Source organism: Sutterella megalosphaeroides (assembly GCF_003609995.1).
In the GTDB taxonomy this organism is placed as follows: domain Bacteria; phylum Pseudomonadota; class Gammaproteobacteria; order Burkholderiales; family Burkholderiaceae_F; genus Sutterella; species Sutterella megalosphaeroides.
This window is the reverse complement of record NZ_AP018786.1, coordinates 1,325,595-1,349,905: the sequence shown is the minus strand read 5'-3', so window position 1 is coordinate 1,349,905 and position 24,311 is coordinate 1,325,595. Positions and strand designations below refer to the sequence as shown.

General features: G+C 63.1%; 19 protein-coding genes. 13 read left to right on the top strand and 6 right to left on the bottom strand.

Annotated elements, in window-relative coordinates:
- The first annotated feature begins 368 nt into the window (after positions 1–368).
- Positions 369–1,142, top strand: coding sequence for a magnesium transporter (locus S6FBBBH3_RS05730; protein ID WP_120176836.1), 774 nt, complete (start codon positions 369–371; stop codon positions 1,140–1,142).
- A 127-nt stretch (positions 1,143–1,269) separates the two neighbouring features.
- Here S6FBBBH3_RS05730 and S6FBBBH3_RS05725 read toward each other — a convergent pair whose 3' ends face one another.
- Positions 1,270–2,388, bottom strand: a complete 1,119-nt coding sequence (locus tag S6FBBBH3_RS05725; RefSeq protein WP_120176835.1) for an acetyl-CoA carboxylase carboxyltransferase subunit alpha — start codon at positions 2,386–2,388, stop codon at positions 1,270–1,272.
- Positions 2,389–2,479: 91 nt separating this feature from the next.
- Positions 2,480–3,889 (bottom strand): cysteine--tRNA ligase, encoded by a 1,410-nt coding sequence (gene cysS / locus S6FBBBH3_RS05720; RefSeq protein ID WP_120176834.1) that lies wholly within the window; start codon positions 3,887–3,889, stop codon positions 2,480–2,482.
- A 426-nt stretch (positions 3,890–4,315) separates the two neighbouring features.
- Between cysS and S6FBBBH3_RS05715 the strand changes: the two genes are divergently transcribed.
- The 4 genes from S6FBBBH3_RS05715 to S6FBBBH3_RS05695 all read left to right on the top strand — a co-directional run bounded on the left by S6FBBBH3_RS05715 (position 4,316) and on the right by S6FBBBH3_RS05695 (position 7,103).
- Positions 4,316–4,879 (top strand): tetratricopeptide repeat protein, encoded by a 564-nt coding sequence (locus tag S6FBBBH3_RS05715; protein WP_120176833.1) that lies wholly within the window; start codon positions 4,316–4,318, stop codon positions 4,877–4,879.
- Positions 4,880–4,967: 88 nt separating this feature from the next.
- On the top strand, positions 4,968–5,549 hold the full coding sequence (locus S6FBBBH3_RS05710) for a peptidylprolyl isomerase (protein ID WP_120176832.1): 582 nt from the start codon (positions 4,968–4,970) through the stop codon (positions 5,547–5,549).
- 182 nt (positions 5,550–5,731) lie between these two features.
- Complete coding sequence (locus tag S6FBBBH3_RS05700; protein WP_120176830.1) at positions 5,732–6,229, top strand: peptidylprolyl isomerase; 498 nt, start codon at positions 5,732–5,734, stop codon at positions 6,227–6,229.
- Positions 6,230–6,323: 94 nt separating this feature from the next.
- Positions 6,324–7,103 (top strand): UDP-2,3-diacylglucosamine diphosphatase, encoded by a 780-nt coding sequence (locus S6FBBBH3_RS05695; RefSeq protein ID WP_120176829.1) that lies wholly within the window; start codon positions 6,324–6,326, stop codon positions 7,101–7,103.
- A gap of 138 nt (positions 7,104–7,241) precedes the next feature.
- Here S6FBBBH3_RS05695 and S6FBBBH3_RS05690 read toward each other — a convergent pair whose 3' ends face one another.
- A complete protein-coding gene (locus tag S6FBBBH3_RS05690) occupies positions 7,242–8,330 on the bottom strand; it encodes a hypothetical protein (protein WP_120176828.1) in 1,089 nt (362 codons plus the stop codon).
- A 329-nt stretch (positions 8,331–8,659) separates the two neighbouring features.
- On the opposite strand from S6FBBBH3_RS05690, the gene S6FBBBH3_RS05685 reads away from it, so the two are divergent.
- The gene (locus S6FBBBH3_RS05685) at positions 8,660–9,037 is read left to right on the top strand and encodes a RidA family protein (RefSeq protein ID WP_120176827.1); all 378 of its coding nucleotides are present in this window, start codon (positions 8,660–8,662) and stop codon (positions 9,035–9,037) included.
- A gap of 147 nt (positions 9,038–9,184) precedes the next feature.
- Here the strand turns inward: S6FBBBH3_RS05685 and S6FBBBH3_RS05680 are convergent, their stop codons facing one another.
- Positions 9,185–10,987, bottom strand: coding sequence for an FAD-dependent oxidoreductase (locus S6FBBBH3_RS05680; RefSeq protein ID WP_120176826.1), 1,803 nt, complete (start codon positions 10,985–10,987; stop codon positions 9,185–9,187).
- A gap of 355 nt (positions 10,988–11,342) precedes the next feature.
- Here S6FBBBH3_RS05680 and S6FBBBH3_RS05670 point away from each other — a divergent pair, with 355 nt between their 5' ends.
- A complete protein-coding gene (locus tag S6FBBBH3_RS05670; RefSeq protein WP_120176824.1) occupies positions 11,343–12,836 on the top strand; it encodes an FAD-dependent oxidoreductase in 1,494 nt (497 codons plus the stop codon).
- A gap of 139 nt (positions 12,837–12,975) precedes the next feature.
- On the opposite strand, the gene S6FBBBH3_RS05665 is transcribed toward S6FBBBH3_RS05670, so the two are convergent.
- On the bottom strand, positions 12,976–13,635 hold the full coding sequence (locus tag S6FBBBH3_RS05665) for a response regulator transcription factor (RefSeq protein WP_170143838.1): 660 nt from the start codon (positions 13,633–13,635) through the stop codon (positions 12,976–12,978).
- A 228-nt stretch (positions 13,636–13,863) separates the two neighbouring features.
- On the opposite strand from S6FBBBH3_RS05665, the gene S6FBBBH3_RS05660 reads away from it, so the two are divergent.
- Together S6FBBBH3_RS05660 and S6FBBBH3_RS05655 are read left to right on the top strand one after the other, a co-directional pair.
- Positions 13,864–15,348, top strand: coding sequence for an FAD-dependent oxidoreductase (locus S6FBBBH3_RS05660; RefSeq protein ID WP_120176822.1), 1,485 nt, complete (start codon positions 13,864–13,866; stop codon positions 15,346–15,348).
- A 110-nt stretch (positions 15,349–15,458) separates the two neighbouring features.
- Positions 15,459–16,589 carry a porin gene (locus tag S6FBBBH3_RS05655; protein WP_120176821.1) on the top strand — a complete coding sequence of 377 codons (1,131 nt, stop codon included), beginning with the start codon at positions 15,459–15,461 and terminating at the stop codon, positions 16,587–16,589.
- Positions 16,590–16,744: 155 nt separating this feature from the next.
- Here S6FBBBH3_RS05655 and S6FBBBH3_RS05650 read toward each other — a convergent pair whose 3' ends face one another.
- Positions 16,745–18,547 (bottom strand): sensor histidine kinase, encoded by a 1,803-nt coding sequence (locus S6FBBBH3_RS05650; RefSeq protein ID WP_170143837.1) that lies wholly within the window; start codon positions 18,545–18,547, stop codon positions 16,745–16,747.
- Positions 18,548–19,386: 839 nt separating this feature from the next.
- Here S6FBBBH3_RS05650 and S6FBBBH3_RS05645 point away from each other — a divergent pair.
- The 4 genes from S6FBBBH3_RS05645 to S6FBBBH3_RS05630 all read left to right on the top strand — a co-directional run bounded on the left by S6FBBBH3_RS05645 (position 19,387) and on the right by S6FBBBH3_RS05630 (position 24,311).
- Positions 19,387–19,947 carry a fimbrial protein gene (locus tag S6FBBBH3_RS05645; protein ID WP_120176819.1) on the top strand — a complete coding sequence of 187 codons (561 nt, stop codon included), beginning with the start codon at positions 19,387–19,389 and terminating at the stop codon, positions 19,945–19,947.
- A gap of 104 nt (positions 19,948–20,051) precedes the next feature.
- Complete coding sequence (locus S6FBBBH3_RS05640; RefSeq protein ID WP_120176818.1) at positions 20,052–20,792, top strand: fimbrial biogenesis chaperone; 741 nt, start codon at positions 20,052–20,054, stop codon at positions 20,790–20,792.
- A gap of 175 nt (positions 20,793–20,967) precedes the next feature.
- Complete coding sequence (locus S6FBBBH3_RS05635) at positions 20,968–21,624, top strand: fimbrial biogenesis chaperone (protein ID WP_170143836.1); 657 nt, start codon at positions 20,968–20,970, stop codon at positions 21,622–21,624.
- Complete coding sequence (locus tag S6FBBBH3_RS05630; RefSeq protein ID WP_120176816.1) at positions 21,621–24,311, top strand: fimbria/pilus outer membrane usher protein; 2,691 nt, start codon at positions 21,621–21,623, stop codon at positions 24,309–24,311. Before S6FBBBH3_RS05635 ends, S6FBBBH3_RS05630 begins: the two co-directional genes overlap by 4 nt.

The following is a 24,311-nucleotide window of genomic DNA, read 5'->3' as shown; positions in this document are numbered from 1 at the left end:
AACCTGTTGAACCGCACCGAGCCGCCTTGCATCGTTGCGAGAGCACTCGAGCCGACCGAGCTCTCCGGAGCTGCTCGGAGAAGTCGTCTTCGTGCTTCGTTCCCGAACGAAACGCACGGCCGACCTTCTCTTTTCCGCTCCGACTTTCGGTCTTTTCGAAGTTTTCTCTCCTCGAGCACGTCGTTCGTTGTTGCTTCGTTGTCGTTGTCCGCTCCCCGGATGCGTTCGCACCGCATTCGGAGCCGCGTTCGCACGCCTTCGCGCGAAGAGCAGGCACTTGGTAACAATGCCCCAACGACCACGGCACGTACGGCCCCCTCGGTACGCGTTCGCTCTATTCGAGAAACCGCATTCGAAGGAGACTACCCATGAACCGCTTCATCCCCACCGCCGCTTTCGAACTCCGTCACGCCGCGCCCGAGCGCGCCCTCTGGACGCTTTCCGACGCGCATTTTTCCTCCGCCCCCGCCTGGGGGTTCGGCGACGCTGTCACCGCCCCCGCGGCCGTCCCCGAGACCGTCCTCACCCCCTCCCGCAACGACATCCGATCGGCAACCGCCTCGCAGAATCTCGACGAACTCGATCTGCTGCGCACGCCCGTCGTGCGGCTCTTTTCCGTTCGGGCCGTGTGGCTCGTGTTGCTCACGCTTTTCGGGATGCTCACGAGCACGGCGGTTGCCGCCCAAACGGAGATGCTCGAACATGTGATTCTTCTTGCGGCCTTCATCGCACCGATCGTCGACATGGGCGGAAACGCGGGAAGTCAGTCGGCCACGCTCGTCATTCGGGCGCTCTCTACGGGCACCTTGCGGCTTTGCGGGCGCGACCTCGCCCGCGTTCTCGGGCGGGAACTCCTCGTCTCGGGCGCCTTGGGGATCCTGGTTGCACTCCTTGAGGGGATCCTTGCTTGGGTGACGAAGGATGCCGCGCCCGGGGTGCTTTGCGTCGTCGCGCTCTCGATGTTCGTCTGCACGGCCGCAGGGGGCGTGATCGGAGCGCTTCTGCCTTTCGTCGCGAAGCGCTGCGGGCTCGACCCCGCGACGCTTTCCTCGCCCCTCATCACGTCGGTGATGGACCTTCTGGGGGTCTTCATCTATTTCGGGCTCGCCTACCTTTTCCTTGCGGACGTGCTTTTCGGGTGAGGAGCCCGAAATGAGAACGCCCGACCACGTCCGGGACGGACGCGTCGGGCGTTGAGAATGATCGGAAGGCTCCGAAAGGACCGAAGGGACCGAGGTCTGAGAAAACTCGAGGCCTCGGGATGTCCCGTCAGAGGGCCTTCGCTTCGGACGCAACGGGAGCTTCGGTCGCGGCAGGGGCGGCCGGAGCTTCGGCAGGAGCGGGCGCCGCTTCCGCAGCAGGAGCGGGCGCAACAGGGGGAACGGCTTCGGCACGCGTTGACCCTTCGGTCGCGACGTATTCGAAATCGCCGTAGCGATCGATCCGCTCGGCGCGGCGCGCGAGGAGCTCTTCGCGGGAAAGTGCGAGGAGTTCGCGCAGTTCGTCGACCACGACCTTCTTCAGGGTCGTGCACATGAGCTTCGGATCGCGGTGCGCGCCCCCGATGGGTTCCGAGACGACGCGATCGACGAGGCCGAGTTCCGACAAGCGGTCGGCCGTAAGCGCCAACGCTTCCGCGGCGCGGGGGGCCTCCGCGGCACTCTTCCAGAGAATCGAGGCGCAGCCTTCCGGGGAAATGACCGAATAAGTCGCGTACTGGAGCATCATCACGCAGTCGGCGACCGCAATCGCGAGCGCCCCGCCCGAGCCGCCTTCGCCGATCACGCAGGAGACGATCGGCACGTTCAAGGTCGCCATCTCGTAGAGGTTGCGACCGATCGCTTCGGACTGCCCGCGCTCTTCGGCGTCGATCCCGGGATAGGCCCCGGGGGTGTCGACGAAGGTGAGGACGGGAAGGCCGAACTTTTCCGCCATTTTCATAAGGCGCAGGGCCTTGCGGTAGCCTTCGGGGCGCGCCATGCCGAAGTTGCGCTGCGTGCGTTCGCGAAGCGACCGCCCCTTCTGGTTGCCGATCACGACGACGTTGATGTCGGCGATGCGCGCAAGCCCCCCGACGATCGCCGCGTCGTCCGCAAAAGCGCGGTCGCCGTGGAGTTCGTGAAAGTCCGTGCAGAGCGCTTCGATGTAGTCGAGCGTGTAGGGACGGTTCGGGTGACGGGCGACGAGCGACGTCTGCCAGGGGGTGAGCGACGCGTACGTCTTCTTGAGAAGTTCGTAGGACTTCGATTCGAGCGATGCGATTTCGGAGGCGACGCTGACCGCCTTCGTACCTTCGACGCCCTCGTCTTCGAGCGCGCGCAGTTCGTCGATTTTCGATTCGAGAAGCTCGATATCCTTTTCAAAGTCGAGAAAAACTTTCTTGGCCATGATGCGTGTGTAATGGTGTGTTCGGGGAAGGACCGACCGCGTCGGCCCTCAAGCGCCTTGGCGCCTTGTGTACTTGCGCGGTCGAGACGCCTCAAACGAGGCGGCGCCAGGTCGTCCCCTGAGGACCGTCCATGAGTTCGATCCCTTCTTCGAGGAGCGACTTGCGGATTTCGTCGGCGCGGGCGTAGTTCTTCGCCTTCTTCGCGTCGGCGCGCTCGGCGATGAGCCCTTCGATGCGGGCCGCGTCGTCTTCCTTGACGCCGCCCGTGAGGAACGCTTCCGGATCACGCCCGAGAAGGTTCAGAACGCGCCCGAGCCCCAAGAGCTGACGAACGAGTTCGGGGGAGCCCGTACGGTTCACTTCGCTCGCGAGTTCGAAGAGGACGCTCACGGCCTGCGGCGTGTTGAAGTCGTCGTCCATCGCATCCTTGAAGCGCGCGGCATAGGGTTCGGACCAATCGAGCGCCGCACGGTCGGCGGCACGCCCCTTCAGGGCGCCGTAGAGGCGAACGAGCCCCTTGTGGGCGTCTTCGATCAAACCCGAGGAGAAGGAGATGGGGCTCCGGTAGTGGCTCTTCAAAAGGAAGAAGCGCAACACCTCGGCGCCGTTTCCTTCGCCGTAGGCGGCTTCGGTGTCCTTGAGGGCGTCGCGGATCGTCCAGAAGTTGCCGAGCGACTTGCTCATCTTTTCTTCCGTGCCGTCGGCGTTGCGAACGCGCAGGGGACCCGAGTGCATCCAGGTCTTCGCGAACGTCTTCCCCGAAGCGGCTTCGCTCTGGGCGATTTCGTTTTCATGGTGCGGGAAGATGAGGTCGGGACCGCCCCCGTGGATGTCGATTTCGTCGCCGAGGAGCTTTTGAGCCATGGCCGAGCATTCGATGTGCCAGCCCGGACGCCCCTCGCCCCACTTCGAGCACCAGTGCGGTTCGCCCGGCTTCGCGCGCTTCCAGAGGACGAAGTCGAGGGGGTCGCGCTTGCCTTGAGCAACCGAGACGCGCGCGCCCGACTGCAGGTCGTCGATCGACTTCCCGGAGAGGCGCCCGTAGGGCTTGAACGCACGCACGGCATAGTCGACGTCGCCGTCCGCGGCCTGATAAGCAAAGCCCTTGGCTTCGAGCTTGCCGACCAAGTCGAGCATCTCGGGGATGTAATCCGTCGCGCGCGGCTCGTGCGTGGGCGCGAGGCACCCGAGCGCGAGCATGTCTTCCTGCATCGCGCGGGCGAATTCCGTCGTGAGTTCGTCCGTCGTGATGCCGCGCTCCGCCGCACGGCGAATGATCTTGTCGTCAATGTCGGTGATGTTGCGCACGAACGTCACGCGGTAGCCCGAAGCTTCGAGCCAGCGGCGCACGACGTCGAACGCGACGAACGTGCGCCCGTGGCCGATGTGGCAGTAGTCGTAGACCGTCACGCCGCAGACGTACATGCGGACGTGACCGGGTTCGGAAGGCGCAAACGGTTTTTGTTCGCGGCTCAGGGTCGAGTAAATCGAAAGGGCCATGACGTTCCTTTGGTAGCCCAGGCACTCCGACGTCGTCATGCGCGGAGGACGGGCTCGTTGCGAATAGTACGAATTCGAATCGCTTTGTCCGAGGTGCGGGTCGCCCCGCCCCCCCGGCCGAACAGTCGGGGCTGCGCGGGAAGTCGCAGGAACCTGTTACAGGTGCGTACAGGTCCTTCGGACGACCCCGCCGCGAAGCGGCTAAAATTCCCGACAGTCGGAATCCCGGAAAGTATAGCCGTCCAGACGCGCTCGCCGCGTCGGGCAAAAGGCCGATGACGCCGATACCCCGTTGAAACCCCCTCGAAAACCCTCGGGCCGCCTCCCGGGGTACTCGTCGGGGGGACCCGACGGGACTCGCGTCCCGCTCCCGTTTCCGTCCCTTACGCACTTCTCCGCACGTCTTTTATCTCAGAGCCCTCCACAATGCGCCGCTCGCTTTTCGTTCTTCTCTCCGCCCTCTTCGTTGCGGTCGGTACCGCAACGTCGCTTCCCGTCTCGGCCGCGAGCGACATGGAAAATCTCGCCCGTACGTTGCACGACTCGCAGTTTTCCGAGCACGTCGAGCGACTGCTCAAAAGCAACAACGCGGCGCAGGCTCTGGAGTTGGCCGACATCGGCATCGCCCGCAACGCCCGCAACGTGCAGCTGCGCTTCATGCGTACCGTGGCGCTTGACGCGCTCGGGCGGCGCGAAGAAGCCGCCACGGGCTTGAACGCCCTCATTCGCGAATACCCCGAGATTCCCGACCCCTACAACAACCTCGCCGTGATCGAGGCGGGCTTCGGCAACCTCGAACACGCGGCCGAGCTCCTTCGCAAGGCGCTCGCCATCAACCCCGAATTCGCCCTCGCGCAAAAGAACCTCGGGGACGTGTACCTGGCGCTTGCCATTGAAAATTACGAGCGCTCGGCCGCCGTCCTCACGCGCAACGCCGAATTGCAGTCGCGCTTGAAGACCTTGAAGCGCATCACGAAGGAAGGGGTCTGACAGCCCGGCTTCAGAGAGCGCTTCGCCCGAGCGAAGCCGCTTGCACCCCCAACACAACCACCACGACACCATTCGGAGACACTGACACATGCTTCGTCGTCGACTTCTTGCATCGATTCTTCCCGCCGCTCTCGCCCTTTCGACGGGCCTTGCGAACGCGGCGCCCGTTTCGGAACCGCGCGTTGCGATCGAAACCACGATGGGTACGATCGTCGTGCAGCTCTCGCCCGACCGCGCCCCGATCACGGTAAAGAACTTCCTGCGCTACGTGAACGAAGGCCACTACACCGACACGATCTTTCACCGCGTGATCGCGGGCTTCATGATCCAGGGCGGGGGCTTTACGGAAGCGATGAAGGAAAAGCCCACGCACGAACCTATTCCGCTTGAGGCGCGCGGTGGGTTGCCCAACGACCGCTACACGATCGCCATGGCCCGTACCTCCTACCCGCACTCGGCGACCGCCCAGTTCTACATCAACGTCGCCGACAACGACTTCCTCAACGCCGACCGCGCTCAGGACGGCAACGGCTACTGCGTCTTCGGTCGCGTCGTGAAGGGCGAAGACGTGGTCGACAAGATCGCCGCCGTCTCGACGGGTCGCAAGGCCGGGATGAGCGACGTGCCCGTCTCGACCGTGAAGATCCTCAAGGCCGAAGTCGTCAAATAACCGTCCCGAACCCCGCACCGGGGTTCGAACCCCTCGCGGCCCGATTTGCCCGCGCTTGTGCGACAATGGGGGGCCACGCTCCCCGGAACACTTCGAGGGGCCCGATTTTTTTTCTCTTATCCTGCGGCCCGGCGACGGCGCGCTCGGCGTGCTTTCCCGGGTCCGACTGCATGGACACCATCATGATCCGTTTCACCACGAACAAGGGTGTGATCGACATCGAGCTCGACCACGAACACGCCCCGAAGACCAGCGAAAACTTTGAAGAGTACGTCAAGTCCGGTTTCTATAACGGCGTCATCTTCCACCGCGTCATCCGCGGCTTCATGATCCAGGGCGGCGGCTTCCTCCCTGGCATGATCCAGAAGGAAACCCGTGCTCCGATCGAAAACGAAGCCGCCAACGGCCTCAAGAACGACCGTTACACGATCGCCATGGCCCGCACGGGCGACCCCCACTCCGCCACGGCCCAGTTCTTCATCAACGTCGCCGACAACGACTTCCTCAACCACACGGCTCCGACGAGCCAGGGCTGGGGCTATGCCGTCTTCGGCCGCGTCGTGGCCGGTGAAGACGTCGTCGACGAAATCGCCAAGGTCCGCACCTCGACCCGCGGCTTCCACGGCGACGTTCCCGTCGAAGACGTCGTGATCGAAAAGGCCGAAATCATCGCCGACTGATTTTCGCTCGTCCGAAGCCCCCGACGTTCCGCGGGAACGCGGGGGTTTTGCGCGTTTTGCACGCCCAACACCCATTCTCCGGAGATCTATCACCATGGAATCGATGCAGGTACCCGCCCTTGCGGGTCTCGCGAGCGTTGCTCCGCTCTCGAATCCCGTCATCATTTCGGACCTTCACCTCACCCCGACGAAGCCCAAGACCATCATGGGTTTTCTGCGCTTCATGAAGGAAGTGGCCCCCCGCTACGCCGAACTCGTGATTCTCGGCGACCTCTTCGACTTCTGGATCGGAGACGACGCGATGGGTGACGCCGAAGCGATCGTCGCCACCCTGAAGCTCTACACGGCTTCGGGCCGTCGCCTTCTCATCATGCAGGGCAACCGCGACGTCATGCTCGGCGAAGGCTTTGCCGCGGCGTGCGGTGCCGAACTCATCGCCGACCCGATCGTCGTTGAGATCCGCGGTCGCAAGATCCTCCTCTCGCACGGCGACGCCTGGTGCCTGCGTGACGAAACCTATCAGGCTTTCCGCAAGATGGTGCGCAATCCCCAGTGGCAGGCCGCCGTCCTCTCGAAGCCCGTTCCCGAGCGCATCGCCATGGCCCAGGAAGCCCGCATGAAGAGCGAAGGTGACAAGAGCATGAAGACCGACGCCGAAATGGACGTGGTCGAATCGGCCGTTGCCGAAGCCGCCCGCACCGCGGGGGTCGACCTCGTCATTCACGGTCACACCCACAAGCCCGCCGCGCACGTGGGCGCCAAGATCGAGCGCTGGGTGCTACCCGACTGGGAACTCGACAACACGAACTGCGCCGGCCGCTCGGGCTGCATCACGTTCCTTGAGGACGGTCGCCCGCAGATCCAAATGTTGTAACTCAGCCTGAAGCGTTTCGATTACTTCGAGCGCTCCGGTGAAAAGGAAAACGCCGAAACCCGCGAGTGGGAATTTCGGCGTTTTTCGTTGTGGGGCCGCGGAGAGCGAAGTTTGCTCGGGCTCCGACGGACTGGCGCGTTACTGTTCGGTCGCGTCGCCCTCGGCCGGACGAATGCTGACGAGGAACGTCTTCCGCTTCCCGGTCACATAGGTTGCCTCAACGGTGCGATCATAGTGAAAAGCGTCGAGGGTCGTTTCTTGAGCCTCGGCAAGATCGACTTCGAGCGTATCTTCCGATGCGCTCACAGTAACCTCGTTACCCGAATCCGCTTCGCGAAGTTGCATCGACCACTTCGGCGCACCTTTGTTCAGGTTCAGTCCGACGATCTGGAATCGGCCGGACACCACATCGACCGGCTCGGTTGCATTCTTGGAGCGAGCACGCAACGCTTCGAGCGCCGCTCCCTGATACTCGGAGCCGCCGACTTCGATTCGGGTCGCATCGGGGCTGCGTTTTGCCAAACTTTCCGCCACTCTTTGCTTCGCATGGGCCGTAGCTTGCATGACAACGTCATACTGCTTTTTCTCTCGCGGAGAGATGGCATCGACAAGGGCCAGATAACGTTCGGTTTCCTCACGGGAGAGAAGACGTTTGGTTTCTTCTTTGAGTTTCACCTCTGCCTCCTTGATCCTAGCCTCGGCCGTCTTGACCGTAGCCTCTGCCGCCTTGATCGCCGCCTCGGCTTCCTTGAGTTTCACTGTTCGGTTGTTGTATGAGTCAACGACGCTGGTAACCCCCCAGACACAGAAGACCCCCATTATGAGCAAAGCAATCGTTCTGCTGTCCATTTTTCCAACTGTGTTCTCGAAAAGAGCCTTCCAAAAACCATCGGTAAGTACCTGGTCTTCCCAACTGCCTTCGCGCGTTCTGAATTGAAGCTCGAAAGCCTTGCGTTCGTCCGTCGACAACTTCCGAATATCCGTCGTGCCGTGAACGAGGAGCGCCGCCAATCGGAAAAAGTGCTCCTGAATTTCCCACAACGTTCGGGTCTGCTCGCCCGGCGTAACAGCCACGTAACCCGGCCCTTCGACGCGGATAGAAAAGCGCGTCAGCGTTTCGGGCAAGTGAAAATCGGCAACATCGAAAGGTGCCTTGCTCTCGAGCAGGCCGAGCAACGCGGAAAAATCCTCCGACGCGGCTCGGGACCGAATCACTGTTTCTTCCATTCTGACTTCTTCGGCCCGCGCTGTCGCCTCTGCGACGGCGGGTCAGATTAACAGGTTCCGCAGAAAAATGAGAGGCTTGCTACTGAAAATTTTTATGTACCACATATGACAGCAAGCAGGCCATCATCATCAATTTATGGTATGCCTCAAAAACACACCGGCTCCTTCGCCACAAGACCGACGTTTCGATGACGCCGGGCCCGTGCTATAACACGTCGGAGCCGTTCCGAGCGCAGCGGCCTCGGAAAGCCCGGGGTCTTGCGGACGGCGAAATCATTCTTGCACGATTCGGACCGGGTACTCGCGGTCCCGCCAAGGAGCAAAAAACCATGCAGAAGATCCATTCCGACAAGGCGCCCGCCGCCATCGGTCCCTACTCGCAGGCTTACCGTGCGGGCGACTTCGTCTTCACGTCGGGCCAGATCGGCATCGTCCCCGAAACGGGCCGCCCCGCGGGCGAGGACGTCGCCGCGCAGGCCGAACAGGCGATCGCGAACCTCCGCGAAGTGCTCGCCTCCGCCGGCACCGATTTCTCGCGCGTCGTGAAGACGACGTGCTTCCTCGCCGACATGGCGGACTTCAAGGCCTTCAACGCCGTCTACGAAAAGCACTTCGTCTCGAAGCCCGCGCGCTCGTGCTTCGCGGTGAAGGAGCTCCCCATGGGTCTTCGTTGCGAAATCGAGGTCGTCGCCTACCTCGGCGAATAAGCGAGCCTTCGGACCGACCGGTCCGTCGACTTCAACGGCAAAGGCCGCGTCCTTTCGGAGCGCGGCCTTTGCTTTTGATTGGCGGCTGTTTTCGGGAAGCAGCCTTTCGCGGGGAGCCCGTTCGGCTCCCCGAAGTCGCAGTGCGGATTACTTGCCGGCCTTGATGGCTTCGGCGATCGCGTCCGCGGCGACGCGGCCCGAGGTGAGCGCCCAACCGACGTTCGCACCCGCGGGCGAGTCGTCGCCCATCACGCCGCCCACGAGTTCGCCCGCGGCGTAGAGGTTCGGAATGGTCGAGCCGTCCTTCTTCACGATGTTGAGGTGGTCGTCCGTGCAGACGCCGCCCATCGTCGTCGCAAAGCGGGGCTTCTGTTCGACGATGTAGTAGGGGCCTTCGGCCGAGATTTCCGCGGCCATGTACTTCGCGGGACGGTCGAAATCGGCGTCCTTCTTCGCCTTCACGAAGCCGTTGTAGCGCGCGACCGTGGCCTTGAGGTTTTCGGCGTTGACGCCCGCAATCTTCGCCACTTCTTCGATCGTGGCGCCCTTCGCAAAGAGCGGGAGCGACTTCCCGTTTTCGGCGAGGTACTTGTCCGCGTCTTCGTGCGAAACGCCCGTTTCGGGGAGGCGCTTGTAGAAGCCTTCCCAGGACTTCTGGTCCATGAAGACGTAGGCCTGCTTGTTCTTCGTCTGAAGCATCGGGTCGAGAATGTGGCGGTTCGAGGCCTTTTCGTTCACGAAGCGCTTGCCGTCGACGTTGACGAGAATACCCGCCTGATCGAAGGCGCCGACGTTCGCGTAAATCGTCGACTTGGCGATGCCGGGGGCGACCTCGATGCCGTTCGGATAGCGCTTCCCGTACTGAAGGAGCTGCGTCTTCGCATCGAGCCCCATGGCCATCTTGAGACCGTCGCCCGTCGACGAGACGGGACCGTAGTAGAGGGCCGTCTTCAGTTCGGGCGAGAGCATTTCCTTATTGTTCCCGTAGCCCCCCGTCGTAAGAAGCGTCTTCTTCGCGCGGATCGTGTAGGTGACGCCGTTCGCGTCTTCGGCCTTCACGCCCGTGACGGCGCCGTTTTCAACGAGGAGTTCCTTCACGCGCGTCTGGTAGAGGACCTTCGCGCCGTTCGAGGCGATCACTTCACGGAGGTGCTGCGCCATGGTGCCGGCACCCCCCTGGAATTCGAGGGCGCGCGGATGCGAGTATTCGGCGAGGAACGGAAGGTCGTTCGGGATGAACTTGACGCCCACCTTCTCGTGGAGCCAGTCGATAGTGGCGCCCACGTTGTTCGCGTAGAGCGAGAGCTTCGTGATGTCGTTCAAGTTGTGGCCGTTCGCCTGGAAGTCCTTGATCATCGATTCGGGACTGTCTTCCGTGGAGCCGAAAGCCTTCTGAAGCTTCGACCCTTGAGCGACCACCTGACCGCCCGAAATCGAAGCGGCGCCGCCGATAAACGGCATCTTTTCGACGAGGATCGCGTCGAGCCCGTTCATGCGGGTGCGAATCGTCGCGGACATGCCCGCGCCGCCACCGCCCACGATGACGACGTCGGTGGTGAGTTCTTCGTTCTTCGCGGCCTTCTTGACGACGACGGGAACGAGCGTTTCCGGATCGACCCCGGCCTGCTTCACGCAGTCGGCGACCGCCGCGCGGATGGCGTTCGAGGTGATGGTCGCCCCGGTGATGGCGTCAACCTTGGGCGACTGGGTTTCAACGATGCGCGAGGGCAGCAGTTCGACCGCCTTCGTGCCGATCCCCTGGGTTTCTTCCTGCTTGACGACCTTCACGAACTCGATGCGGTCCTTCGAGAAGGCGACCTCAACGACGACGGGGCCGTGAATGCCCTGGGCCTGGGCGGTGTAGGTGCCCGCCTTGAAGGCGGGAGCGGCCGAAGCGGCACCGGCCGCAAAAGCGGCGAGCATGGCCGCCGCAAGAAGCGTCTGCTTCATAAAAAACTCTCCGGAAAAAACAGCTCGGTTTCGGTTGTCGGCCCGTTCGCGCGGGTTTTGAAGGAAAGTCCGCAAAAGCCGACCGTCAACCGTCGATCGAATCATTGTCCTACCGCCCGAGCTCGATCGGCTACCTACTTCGGTAGGTAGATGCACCGAAAAGACCTGCGGAAAACCCAAAGGCCGTCGAGGCAGGCGCGGGCGTAGACTCGAAGGACCGGTTTCGCGCGGCGCGCGGGACCCGGACGGCGTTCCGACGCCGCCTTCGGCGCTCCCGGGACGATGCATTCCCGCCCGGCGACGGGAAAGACCCGCGAAAAAACCGAGAAAAAACCGAGAAAAGGAGGTTCCAAGCATGACCACCACCGACACCCCGACCGATCCGATCGACGTTGCATCCCGACGGCACTTTTTCAAGCGCGCGGCCGCGCTTTCGGGAGCCGCATCGCTTGCGGCTTTTGCTCCGCTTCGACTTTCCGCCGCCGAAGCGTGGCCCGCTTTCGACGAAACGGCCGACCTCGTCGTCATCGGCACCGGAGCGGCGGGCTCCGCCGCCGCGGCCCGAGCCTCGGAACTCGGTCTTTCCGTCATCGTTCTCGAAAAGCTCCGTACGACGGGAGGTTCGACGGCCGTCTGCAACGGGGGCTTTGCCATTTGCGGCACCGACCTCCAGAAAGCGGCCGGGATCGACGATTCTCCCGAACTCTTCGAAAAAGAGCTCCTTGCGATGGGCAAGGTGAACGACCCCGAGCTCGTTCGGACGTACGTCACTGCGTGCCTTCCCGTCTACGAATGGGCGAAAAGTCTGGGCGTCGAATTCGGGGCGCCCACCACGGGCGCGGGCATGAGCGTGCCGCGCCAGCACATGACGAAAACATCCCAAATGCTCAAAGTCTTTCAGGACCTCGCCCGCTCGAAAGGCGCTGTCTTTCATCTCAACACGGCCGCCGAGCGGCTTGTCACGAACGCCGCGGGCCGCGTCGTGGGTGTCACCGCGCGCTCCGGGAAAAAGACCCGCACCTACGGCGCGAAGCGCGGCGTCGTCATCGCCGCGGGCGGTTGGGCGCGCGGGGAAGACCTTCTGCGGCGCTTCTCGCCCGCCGCGGAAAAGGCCCTGAAGTTGGGGGGCCTCGGCAATACGGGCGACGGCTCCAAGATGGCCTGGGCGCTCGGTGCGGACCTGCTCGACGTTTCCTACACCAAGGCGACGTACGGCTTCAACCCGAAGACGAAAACGTCCGCCTTCGTCATGTATCAGGGCGCCGTGATCGTCAACAAAGAGGGGCTGCGCTTTGCCGACGAGTCGCGTCCCTACAAAGAGTTGGGCGAAATCGTCATGACGCAGCCCGACGGGATCGGCTACCAGGTCTACGACGCCGCCGTCCATGAGGAAGCCCAAAAGGATCCGCTTGCGAAGACGGACCGCTTGAAAGCGGCGGGCGAACTTCATTCGGCCGACACGCTTGAAGCGCTGGCGGAGAAAATCGGCGTGCCGCCCAAGGCTCTCGCTGAAACCGTCGCCGCCTACAACCGCGGGATTGTCTCGGGGGCCGATGCTTTCGGGCGCTCGTCGCTTTCGGCGGGCGGCGGCAAGCCCCTTCCCATCGAACGGCCGCCCTTTTACGCGTTCGCCGCCACGGCCTGCCTGCTCTCGACCTACTGCGGACCGAAAATCGACGCGCACGCCCGGGTGCGCACCGTGTTCGACGAACCGATCCCCGGGCTTTTTGCCGCGGGCGAAGGCACCGGAGGCTTCCACGGCGCGGCCTATATGTCGGGAACGTCGGTCGGGAAGGCCGTGATCTTCGGCAAGATCGCCGCCGAATCGGTTGCGGCCGAGAAGGCCTGAGATTTTGTCCGTGAGGGCGGGCGGCGGGTCGAACGGTTCGAGCGATCCGCCTGCCCGACCGGGATGGGGCATCCCTCAACGAAGGATCGAGCGCGCAAGCGACCGATCCTTCGCTCTTTTCCAAAAGCGCCTCTCCCGTTCACGTTTCCGAGCCCGATTCGACGCCGAGCACCGGGCCGAGCTCGGCAAACTGCGCCGCCGTGTGGACGCCGAACTTGCGGTAGATCGCGAGTTTGTGTCCCTGCACGGTACGAAGCGAAATATCGAGCGCGTCGGCGATTTTCCGCGTTTTCTCCCCGCGCAGGAGCCGACGCACGATGTCGAGTTGCCGTTCGGTCAACTCGTCCGCCGCCCGTTGCACGTCGAGAACCGAAGGCTCGTGCGAGCTTTCGCTCAGGCTCTTGCCGCAGGCCTGACGAATCGATTCGAGCAGCCGCGTCGGATCGACGGGCTTTTGAAGAAAGTCAAACGCCCCGCGCCGCATGGCGTCGACCGCCGTTTCGACCGAAGCGTGACCGGTGATGAAAATGACGGGTAGCACGTACCCGCGTTCGACCATCTCGAGTTGCAGGTCGATTCCCGACATGCCGCCCATTTGGATGTCGAGCAACACGCAGCCCGGTTCGGACGGCGTGTCGCCCACGAGAAACGCCTCCGCGCTCGGATAGCCCGCCGTTCGCCACCCGTCGACGCCGAGCATGAGGGAGAGCGTGCCGACGATTTCTTCTTCGTCGTCCACGATCCGCACGAGCGTGCGGTCGCGAAGCGTCGGAAGACGGTCGGAGTCGATATCGGTCATGCAGAGCCTCGCGCGAAGAAAAAGAAACGGAAGCCGCCCTACGGGGTACGAGCGGGCGGGAGTGCGGGACAAAACGCCCGAATAGAGCATACGCCCGCACGGCCCGGCCGAGGGAAAACGCCGAGGCGACGATACACGCTCTTTGCGCTCGGGCAACCTACGCGCGCAGGTTTTTCAAAAGAACGCCCGATACGATGAAAGACGTCAACCAACCCAAAGGAGAATGACATGGACCTCAATCGTCGTCATTTGTTACAAGGGGCCGCGGCCGGCCTCACGGTGGTCGGGCTTACCCAAAAGGCCGAAGCCCGGCCGACGCCTTCGATGTTGCCCGCCAAATGGGACGAAGAATACGACGTCATCGTCGTCGGTTCGGGCGGCGCGGGCCTTGCGGCCGCCGTCAAAGCGGCGGACGCAGGCGCCAAGGTGGCGGTGCTCGAACGCCTTCTCTTCACGGGCGGCAACACGCAGCTCGCGCAAGGTCAGATCAACGCCGCCGACCCCGTGCGTCAGCCCAAGCAGGGCATCAAGGACAGCTGGGAACTTCACGCCGAGCAGACGCTCGCCGCCGGGGACTTCCGCGCGAACAAGGAACGCGTCGAAGTGCTCTGCAAGAATGCGTACGGCGCCATCACCTGGCTCGAAAGCCTCGGCATGGCCTTCGAAGACGAAGTCTTCCAGATGTTCGGCGGCCTCTACCCGCGCGCTCATCAGCCGAAGGTGCCGAAGGGGAAGGGCTATACCTACGTCCTTCTGAAAGCGGCCGAAGAACGCGGCGTGGTCGTGAAGAAAGGCTGCCGCGTGACCGACATCATCCGCGACACGCCGACCTCGGGCGACGTACGCGGCGTTCTTTGCGAAACGAAGGAAGGCACCAAGTATCTGCGGGCCAAGCGCGGCGTCGTGCTCGCCTCGGGCGGCTTCGGCGCGAACACCTACCTGCGCGAACTCCACGATCCGCGCATTGCCGGGCTCGGCACCGACAACCTTCCGAACAAGACGGCGGGCGACGTGATGATGGCGGCCGTGCGCGTGGGCGGCTACTTGGTCGGCATGGACTTCATCCAGTCCACCCCGGGCGCTCCCGCCGGCAAGAAGATGAAGATCATTCTCAATTCGCGCGTGGCCGAATCCATTTACGTCGACAAACGCGGCAATCGCATCGTCGACGAAGGCTCGCGCCGCGACGTCATTCGCGACGCCGTCCTCGGTACGCCCGAACATTACGCCTACACCGTTGTTGACAATGAGACGTACCAAAAGTACAACTCCGCCGTTCATAAGAGCGTCGAGGAAGGCATCGCCATCAACGAAGCGTGGACCGCTCCGACGCTTCGCGAACTCGCCGAGAAGATGGGGGTGGACCCCGACGGTCTCGAAGCGGGCGTGAAGCGCTACAACAGCTTCGTCGACGCGAAGAAGGACGAGGACTTCGGCAAGGCGGAACGCAACCTCACGAAGAAAATCGAAAAGGGTCCCTTCTGGGCTTGCTACACCGGCATGACCGTTCACCACACGATGGGCGGCCTCAACTGCAACACGAAGGCGCAGTGCCTCGACTGGACGGGCGCCGTGATCCCGCGTCTTTACGCCGCGGGCGAAATCACGGGCGGCATCCACGGCACGAACCGCGTGGGCGGCAACGCGCTCCTCGACTGCATGGTCTACGGGCAGATTGCCGGCACGAACGCCGCCAACGAAAAGTCCGCTTGAAACGGGCGTTTTTCTTTGCTTCAACCGCCGTACGGCGCCCCGCTCGGCCCTGACCCGGGCTCGAGCGGGCGACGTACGACATTCGCACGATCGAAAAAAAGGAGCGGATCATGCAAAGGAACTCCAAGCGCCTCGTTGCGCTCGCCTTTCTCGCCGTCGCAGGTACGGTCTCGGCATCCGAAATCGAGATGTACGGTCTCATCGACGCGGCGCTTTCCTATACGCACAAAGACAACGGCGTCGACACGTCGAACGCCTTCACGATGAAGTCGGGACCCAACTCGCAGTCCCGGTTCGGCATCCGCGGCAACGAAAAAATCTCGGACGGTCTCACGGTCGGATTCGTTCTCGAAAACGGGTTCGATGTCGATACGGGCGCGCTCGGCAACGGCAATCGCCTCTTCGGGCGCGAAGCGCAGGTGAACCTCTCGGGCACCTACGGCACGCTCAAACTCGGACGCATGGGCGCCCTGATGTCGGGCCTCGGCTCGACGGGTATTTTCGGCGGAACGGTGTCCGCCTTCCCGTCCGCGAAGTCGACCGACGTACCGAACCACAAGGCCGTCATGGGCGGCGTCTTCTCGCAGCACGACAACACGATCACGTACGTGACGCCCTCGTTTGCGAACACGGCCCTGCACCTGCAGTATTCGACCGGTCGCAACGTCGTCACGAACGGCTCGACCGACACGTCGAAGCGTGAAAACACGTCGGACGTCGATCGCTATGCCGCAGCGGGGCTCGTTCATACGACGAAGGCATTCAAGTGGGTGGCACTCGTCGACCAACTCAATTACGCCAAAGGCGGCACCGGCGCAACGCCGAAAAACGCCTACACCGTGAGCCTCGGCGGCAACTACGACTTCGGCACCTTCCGGCTCCATGCGGCGGCGCAGTACTTCAAGGACGCCAAGCCGACCATTTCGCCCTACAACGACACGAAGGGCGCGACGAGCCCCGACATCACGTATGCGGACGGGTTCGGTGCGATTCTCTCGACTCACATCCCCTTCGGGCAGCACGCAGTAAAACTCGGCGCGGGTTACATGCATGCCGAATCGGCCGAAAATTCCGACATCGACATGGACCGCGGCATCCTGATTGCGGGCTACCAGTACCGCTTCTCGAAGCGTACGAGCTTCTACGCGACGACGGGTTACGGGTTCGATTCGTATTCGAAGACGGGCGCCGAGGACGCGAACGTCGCCTCGATCGAATCGGGTCTCATCCATCGCTTCTGAAAATCGCTTCCGAAACGAGGCTTTTCCTCCAAGCCCGCGGCCGAACGTTCGACGATCGACGTTCGGCCGTTTTTTTGCCCGAATGCCCCTCCCGGGGCGCCCGAGAGGACCGCGGGGACGGGGCGCAATCGGAAGAAACGGTCGAAACGGTTGACTCAAGCCTCGCCCGCAGGCGCCTCGTCCCGCAGAGCGGGCAGTACGATACGGAACACCGCCTCCTCGGTCGCCTCGACGTACGCGTACCGAAATTCGCCTCGGTGCATTTTGGCCACCGTCTGCACGATCAGAAGACCGATACCCAAGCCGCGCGCTCGTTCGTCCTCGAGCGCATCGTCCGAGAAAAAGCGCAGCCGTCCGGCAATCGTTTCGACGTTGGGCCGAGCGGCGCGGTTGCGCACCTCGAGCGTCGCGCGATCGCCCTCGACGAAAAGTCGCACCCGAACGACCGGGTCGGACCGCCCTCGAACGGGCTTTTCAACGGCTCGCACCGCATTTCGGAGCAGGTTGAGGATGAGAATGCGCAACTCGAGCGCGTCGCCCCTCACCGGAGCCGACTCGGCCTCGATCCAGATATCCGCGTCGGGCGCGAGATTTTTCACGGATCGCGCCACGTCGTCGAGCAAAACGCGCAGATCCACGGGCGCACTGCGACTCGGAGGCGCCTTGGCGTAGCCGCGCACACGCTCGAGAATGGCTTGCGCCGACCGAAGGTTCGTCCCGATGCGCGTCGCGCAGTTTTTTAAGAGCGCCCGGTCGGGCGCCTCCCGCTCGGTTAGAAGTTCGAGCGTTTTGGCGAGATACCCGATGCTCGTCAGGGGCTGCGCCATCTCGTGCGCGTAGATGCAGGAGAGTTCGTTCACGATCCCGAGGCGCGTCAGCCGCTCGACCTCCTCGCCCGAACGCAGCGCCGCTTCGCGCAGCCGACGTTGCTCGCCGAGCGCCCGCGAGAGTGCCGCCGTACGCAGCCGCACCTGACGCTTCAAGAGCACCCAGTGCAGCATCCAGGCGAGCGCGCCGAAAAGGAGGGCGGCCAACACGGGCCAGTAGCGCTCGGCGAGGTCCTTCACGGTCGGGTGCTTCAGGTGCTCGAAAGGACCGACCTTAAGACGCCTGAAAACATCGTTGACGCGTTTGTAATCGGTGGCTACCGACCACCGATAGGCGCCCGAGCCCTCGGGCGGTTTGGCAAAAAGCGCCTTGACGATTTTTTCAGCCGCCTGCGGCGCGATCTGCTTCGTGGCGGCCACGACCCAGCCCGGATAGAGTTCGGTCGAATAGGCGCAACGACCCTCGGTGCTCACGGGTCCGACCACCCGGAACAGGCCCCGATATTCCGGGTACTTCGAGCGCATCGCCTCAAGCATGCAGGAGCGCAGCACGCCCGCGTCCGCCTGCCCGTCGGCCACCCGCCGCAACACTTCCGGAATGTCGTTCCTGGTGAAGTCGACCGCACCGAAAAACCGATCGGGATCGACCCCGAGCTTCGCCACTTCGGCCGCGCCGATCTGATAGGCCATGAAGTTCGACGGATTCGTCGTCACGAGGTGCTTTCCCCGCAGATCCTCCAGCGTTCGAATGTCGCGCCTGTCGGAGCGCGTGAAGAAGGTCCCCGCGACGCATCGGTTCGGATCGGGAAAGTCGTCCGAGACGAGCGTGGCGAGATCCTTGACGCCCACGGGCCACATCTCGACGAAAAATCCCGAACTGGAAATGAAAAGGTCAACCTCCCCGCGCCGCAACGCCGCCCGCAATTCCGGGATCGTGTAGACCTTGGCCTCGAACCGCACGTCGGGAACGGCCTCGCGGAGGTACTCGAGCGTCGTCTCCCGAATGTTGCCGTCTTCGGCATAGGTCGCCTCTTTCTCGATGTCGAGAAGTCCGACACGAATGAGCTCGGCGGGAGGCACACCGGCGAGAACCTCCGAACCCGAGAGCGCGCAGGCTACGCCGAGAAGCACTGCGAACGCCGAGAGCGCGAAAGACGCGCACGCCGACCGAACTTTACCGAACACCGTTTCCGGGCGGACCGCCGCCTCCCCTCGCCGTCCTTCCGCCTCACTCATCCCGACCTCCGCATCGCGTTCGTCTCGCCGCATCGAAATGACGTCAGTTTATCGCGAAACTCCGGAACAAACACCGAATCGTCCGCGGGTTGCCGACGAAAAAGAACCGCCCGACCACCTCGCCCGTCAACCGAAGACTCGGTCGACCCGCATCGGACGAAAACGGCTTTCGCAAAACGTTTCTTTTGGCTTTCGGATGAAATGAAATAGCATGAAGGCTGAAAAATAGCCTACCGATCAGACCATAAAAACAAGGAGCAATTCCAATAAAAATATCGAACTATCCCTCAATGGAGATACTAAATCGTCTTTTGCCCATCCGACTTTTTTGAAAACATATTTGATATTTATCCGTAATAAACAATATATTGCAAAAATAACCACGTATCAAATACACCCCAAAGACTTTAATTTTCCACCGAACGGATAAATATATCGGCTATTGACATGAGAATTCAACGAGACGTAGACTTATTTCCGAAAGAATGTCGGAATGCTTTTTTTATTGGAAAAATACGGAATACCTTCCGACATTCAACCCCGAATGCCGTGGTTGTCTGAGGGGATGACTTCCCGAGCCGTCCTTCGGATTTCGCGCGCTTCTAAAAGTTGTTTTCCCGCTTCCTCCGTTGAACGCTCTCAACGGACTCGAGGAGTTTCGTCGAACGGCGTCGGATCTGGCGTCTCGGCGGGATTCCCGAAAAGGAGCACTCAACCCCTTCCAGAGATCACCTATGCGTCTTTCTAACGCCCTTACACCCCTTGCTCTCGCCGCTCTTCTCGCTTCGGGTGCCGCTCAGGCCGCCGGGACCGACAGCGTTACCGTCTCGATCACGGGTACCGTGCAGTCGGCCGCCTGCAAGTTCGAAGCCTCGACGGCCTCCGTCGCTTTCGATCAGATAACCAACGCCGCCCTCGTCGGCGGGTCCGTCGCCGCCAAAGAGCTCACGCTCAACATCACGGAATGCACGCTCGGCGACAGCGCCGAAGGCGGCACCTGGGCCGCGAGCTCCGTGCAGGTGACGATCACCGACACGAATGCGGGTCAGGGCACGGGTGCCGGCGTCAAGATCGGCGCTCAGAAGTCTTCGGAAATCTATCTTGAAGTGCAGGACAAGTCGGGCAGCGCGATCCCGATGACGACGGGCGTGGCCACCACCGATCTCTCGAAGCTCGTCAACGGCTACGTGTCGCCCGCCGCCAAGATCAAGCTTGCGCCGAAGCTCGTCGGCAGCACGCTCACGGGCTCGGGCAACCTCACGGCCGAGCTGACGATCGCCATCAACCAGCAGTGATTCGCTTCGCGCTTGAGTCGTGCGGAGCGCGACGACGCTCAGGAAGCGGGACGTCGTTCGAAGGACGTCCCGCTTTTTTTCTTGGATCGAGTTTCGAGACCTTCATGAGTTTTTCCCCCTTTCTCCGTCGACTTCTCGGCTTCTTCGCCGCAATACTCCTCGCGCTCGGCACGGCCTCGGCAGCCGATCCCGTCTCTTCGGGCAAACGCGGCCTCGGCGTCGATCTCACCCGCATCATCATCGACGCAAAGAATAAAAACGCCTCTTCGGGGAGCCTCCTTTTCAGCAACCATTCTCAGACGAATTACGTCTCCCGCAATCGGCTCCTCGACTACTTCACGCGCCGGCCCGCCGAGGCCGCCGTGATTTCGCCGCCCATGATGCTGCTGCCCCCCGGGCGGCAATCGCGCGTCACCGCCACCGTCACGCGTCCCGATCTCCTGCCCGAGGATCGGGAGTCGCTCTTTTTGTACGAATCGGTTGCGGTTCCGGGCACCGTGACGAACGGCCGGAATCCCGAAAACAGCGTTCGCATCAACATCGCCACCACCGTCAAGGTCTACTACCGCCCCAAGGGGATCGACGCCGACATGAACCGGGCTATCGAGCACCTCGTCTGGAAGCGCGATGCTGAGGGCTTCACGGTCACGAACGACACGCCCGTGCACGTGAGCATCACGCGCGTCACGTTCGAGGGCGACGCAGTGCTTGAGACACCCCTCGTGGTAAAGCCCTTCGAGTCCGCGCGGATCGAAGTGCCCGAGCTCCCCGCAGGTCGCGGCAAACTTCAGTACGGGTGCGTGAACGACTACGGAGCCGTCGTCGTGACGGAAAGACACCTCTGAGTAGGATCGAACCGACGTGCTTGGGACAGTCAGAAACGTATTCGCCGCCGGGGCGACCGCTTTCGCCCTGGCGTTCGCTTTCCCCTCCGGATGGGCGTACTCGGGAACGCCCGCCTCCGAATCGGCCTCCGAGCGTTCCCCGGTCTCGGAGGCCTTCGCGCGCGACGGATTTTCGGTGAGCGCAAGCCGCATCGTCTTTCACGAGACGCGCGGCACGGCGCACGTCGTCGTCGAAAACCGCTCTGAAAAAGCACGTCTTCTCTCCGCCGCCCTCTTCACGCTCGAGCCCGACCCCGTCCGCGCGGGCGAACGGACGCCCGACTTCGTCGCGGCCCCGGGCCTCACCGTCCTCAATGCGAACCGCTCGACGCCCGTGCGGATCGTTCGCGTCGCAAAAGACCTCCCCCGCGACCGGGAGTCGGCCTACGTGCTGCAGCTGCGTCTCGTCCCGGAAAAGGATCCCGAACGAAGCGGCGAAACCGGTCGGGTGAAGACCGTTTTCACGACGTTTCTCAAGGTCTTCTACCGCCCCGCCGCCCTCGAAGCGCCCGAGGCGCTCGAGCGCGCCGCCGAAAAGCTTCGCTGGCGCGCGACAGGCGACGCGATCGAACTCCTCAATCCCACGCCCTATTGGTTGACGGTCGCCGACCTGCGTGCGGACGGCCGATCCCTCGTCGCGGACGACACCCGCCGCCCCGTGCTCGCCCCGGCGGGCGGGCGCGCGGTGCTGCCCGCACGCCTCACCGCCCCGCCCGAGCGCCTTACGCTCAGCATTCTCACGGATCGGGGGACGCCCTCCGAACCGATCGAATTGGGAGCGAAGGCACCGTGACGAAACTTCGCATCTTCTCCCCTCTCTCGCCGTCCGCGGCGGCCTTTCGGAGGCTCGCTGCGTCCGCGCTGTTTTTCCTTCTCTTCGGCGCCGCGCAGGCCCTGCCCGCCGCCCCCGTCGAGGGGGGCGACGCGCCCCTTTCCGCCGAAGAGCTCGAAGCCTTCAAGGGAGCCTTCGACGAAGCGACCCTCAAGAGCCTCTTCGGCCCGGACGCCACGCTCGCGGGCATGGCCGAGATTGATCGCAATTCCGCGACGGGGCCGCGCACGTACGAAATTTATGTCAACGAACGCTTCACGGAACGCCGCCGTATTACGGTCTTGGAGGAGAACGGTCGGTACGTTGCGGAAATCCCCGCGGAGGTGCTCTCGGCGCTTCCGTTCGACATGTCGAACCCGGACATTCCGAGTGCGATCGCCGAGCTCGACCCGAAGTCAACGCTGCGCACGGACGGCCTCAATGCGTTGCTCCCGGGCTCGACCGTACGGCTCTCCCCGCTCAAGGAAGAGTTGCGAATCGTCATTCCTCCTTCGTGGTTTTCGAAACGCCGCGGCAACATCGCGCCCGACCGCGTCTGGGACTGGGGCGAAAACGCGATCGTCGCGAACTACGACCTGCAGGCCGGTGCCGCACGCACCGACGAGCGCACGGCCGCTCACCTCAACCTCAACGTGAACGCCCGCCTCAACGCGGGCGCCTGGCGCGTGTTGGGGGGCGGAAACTTCTCCGCCGACAACCGCTCGGGCGAGCCGAGCGAAACGGAATTCGAGCGCCGGGAACTTTACGCCACGCGCGTCTTTCCCGAATCGAAAACACGCGTGAAGTTCGGCGAATTCACGACCGCCTCCTACTTCACGACGGCCACGAACATGCGCGGGGCGGAAATTCACGTCGAACCCGACATGCTCGACGACAATTCGCTCGACTTCGTCCCGGTCATTACGGGGACGGCTGCGAGCGAAGCGCGCGTTACCGTGCGACAGCTCGGTCGCATCGTCTACGAGCGCTACGTCTCGCCGGGCCCCTTCACGCTCGAGAACCTCCCCAACATCGGGAATTCGGGTGACCTTTTCGTGACGGTCACGGAAGCGGACGGTACGGAATCCTCCTACGTCGTTCCCTTCACGACGAACGCCCGGCAGCTGCGCCGCGGGAAAAGCCGCTGGTCGGCGGCGGTCGGCATTTACGGTCAGGCGGGAGACGCTCTCGAAGACAAAACGCCCTTGGTGGCGGCCTTTGACGGCGGGTACGGTGCTCCCTTCAACACGACCCTTTACGGGGGCGCGGTTCTGACGGACGCCTACGACAACGTCCGTGCGGGTCTCGGCGTGATGGTTCCGGGAACGGGGGCCCTCAACATCGAGTACGTTCGAATCGACGACCGCACGGAGGGACCTTCGGAGGGCCTCGGCTCGGGCCTGGCGCTCTCCTTTACGCGCTACGTCGAACAGACGGGCTCGCACCTGACGCTGCGCTACGAGCGGGCGATTTCCGGGGCGCTCACCTCGATCGACGAAGCCTACGGCCTTCGCGACGCTTGGGGGCGCGTGCCGTACGGGGCCGTGCTCGAAGAGTGGCAGGCCTCGGTGTCGCAGTCGATGGGGCGCTTCGGCAACCTGAATCTTTCCTACAACCGCCGTAAGCGCGAAGGGGACAACCGCCCCGACACGTCGCTCGCCGCCTCCTATACGACCTCCGTCAATCGCACGAACCTCACGGTGGCGGTGCAGAAGTCCGAGCGCCACTACGCGTCGGGCGAAACGACGGAGGACCTCACGGCGAGCGTCAACGCGACGATTCCCCTTGCAGTCATCACGGGCGATTCGATCGGCTCGCAGACCGTGGGGACGGGCCTCACCCGCACGTCCGACGGACACTTCGACAAACGTCTCTCCTTTTCGGGGAGCGCCCTCGAGGACAACAAGCTCACCTACTCCCTTCAAGCAACCCACTCGGGCGCGGAGCGGGACGCCCAGGCGAACGGCTCCGTGCAGTACCGCGCGAACCGCGCCGATCTGCGGTTCTCGGCCAACGCCGGACCGCTCGAAAAGAGCGTCACCGCGAGCGTCAACGGCGCGGTCGTGGCGCTCAAGGACGGGGTCTTTCTCACCAAAGAGGCGGACGGCCCGACCGTTTTCGCCGAAATCGTCGACGTGCCCGAGGCGCAACTCCAAAACCGCGCCCGCAGCACCTCGGTTGCGGGCGGCGTCTTTTCGACGGGCTTGCGCAACTACGAATCGAACGAACTTCCGCTCGCCGTGAACGACCTGCCCCCGAACGTCTACCTGCCGCTCTACACGAAGCGCGTCGTTCCCGCGGACGATGCGGTCCTCAAAGTCACGTTCGACGCCTTCCGAGGCGAACAGCTCCTCGTCAATTTCGTGACCGAGGACGGTCCCCCGCCCTTCGGAAGTTTCGTGCGGCTCGTAAGTCGACCCGACATCGGGGCGGAGAGCATGCTCGACGAAACGGGTACGGCGTATTTCGCGGCCGTGCCCGAAAAGGGAGAATTCGAAGTGAGCTGGCGCGACGAAACTTCGACGAAACTCGCCTGCCGCGCCCCCTACGCCCTCACGGCGAAAAAGGACGATGCAATGATTTACAAGGTCGAACTCGCCTGCCGTCCGACTCCGCAACCCGAAGCAAATACCGCCGCTTCGATTACGACCACCCTGCCGAAGCCCTGA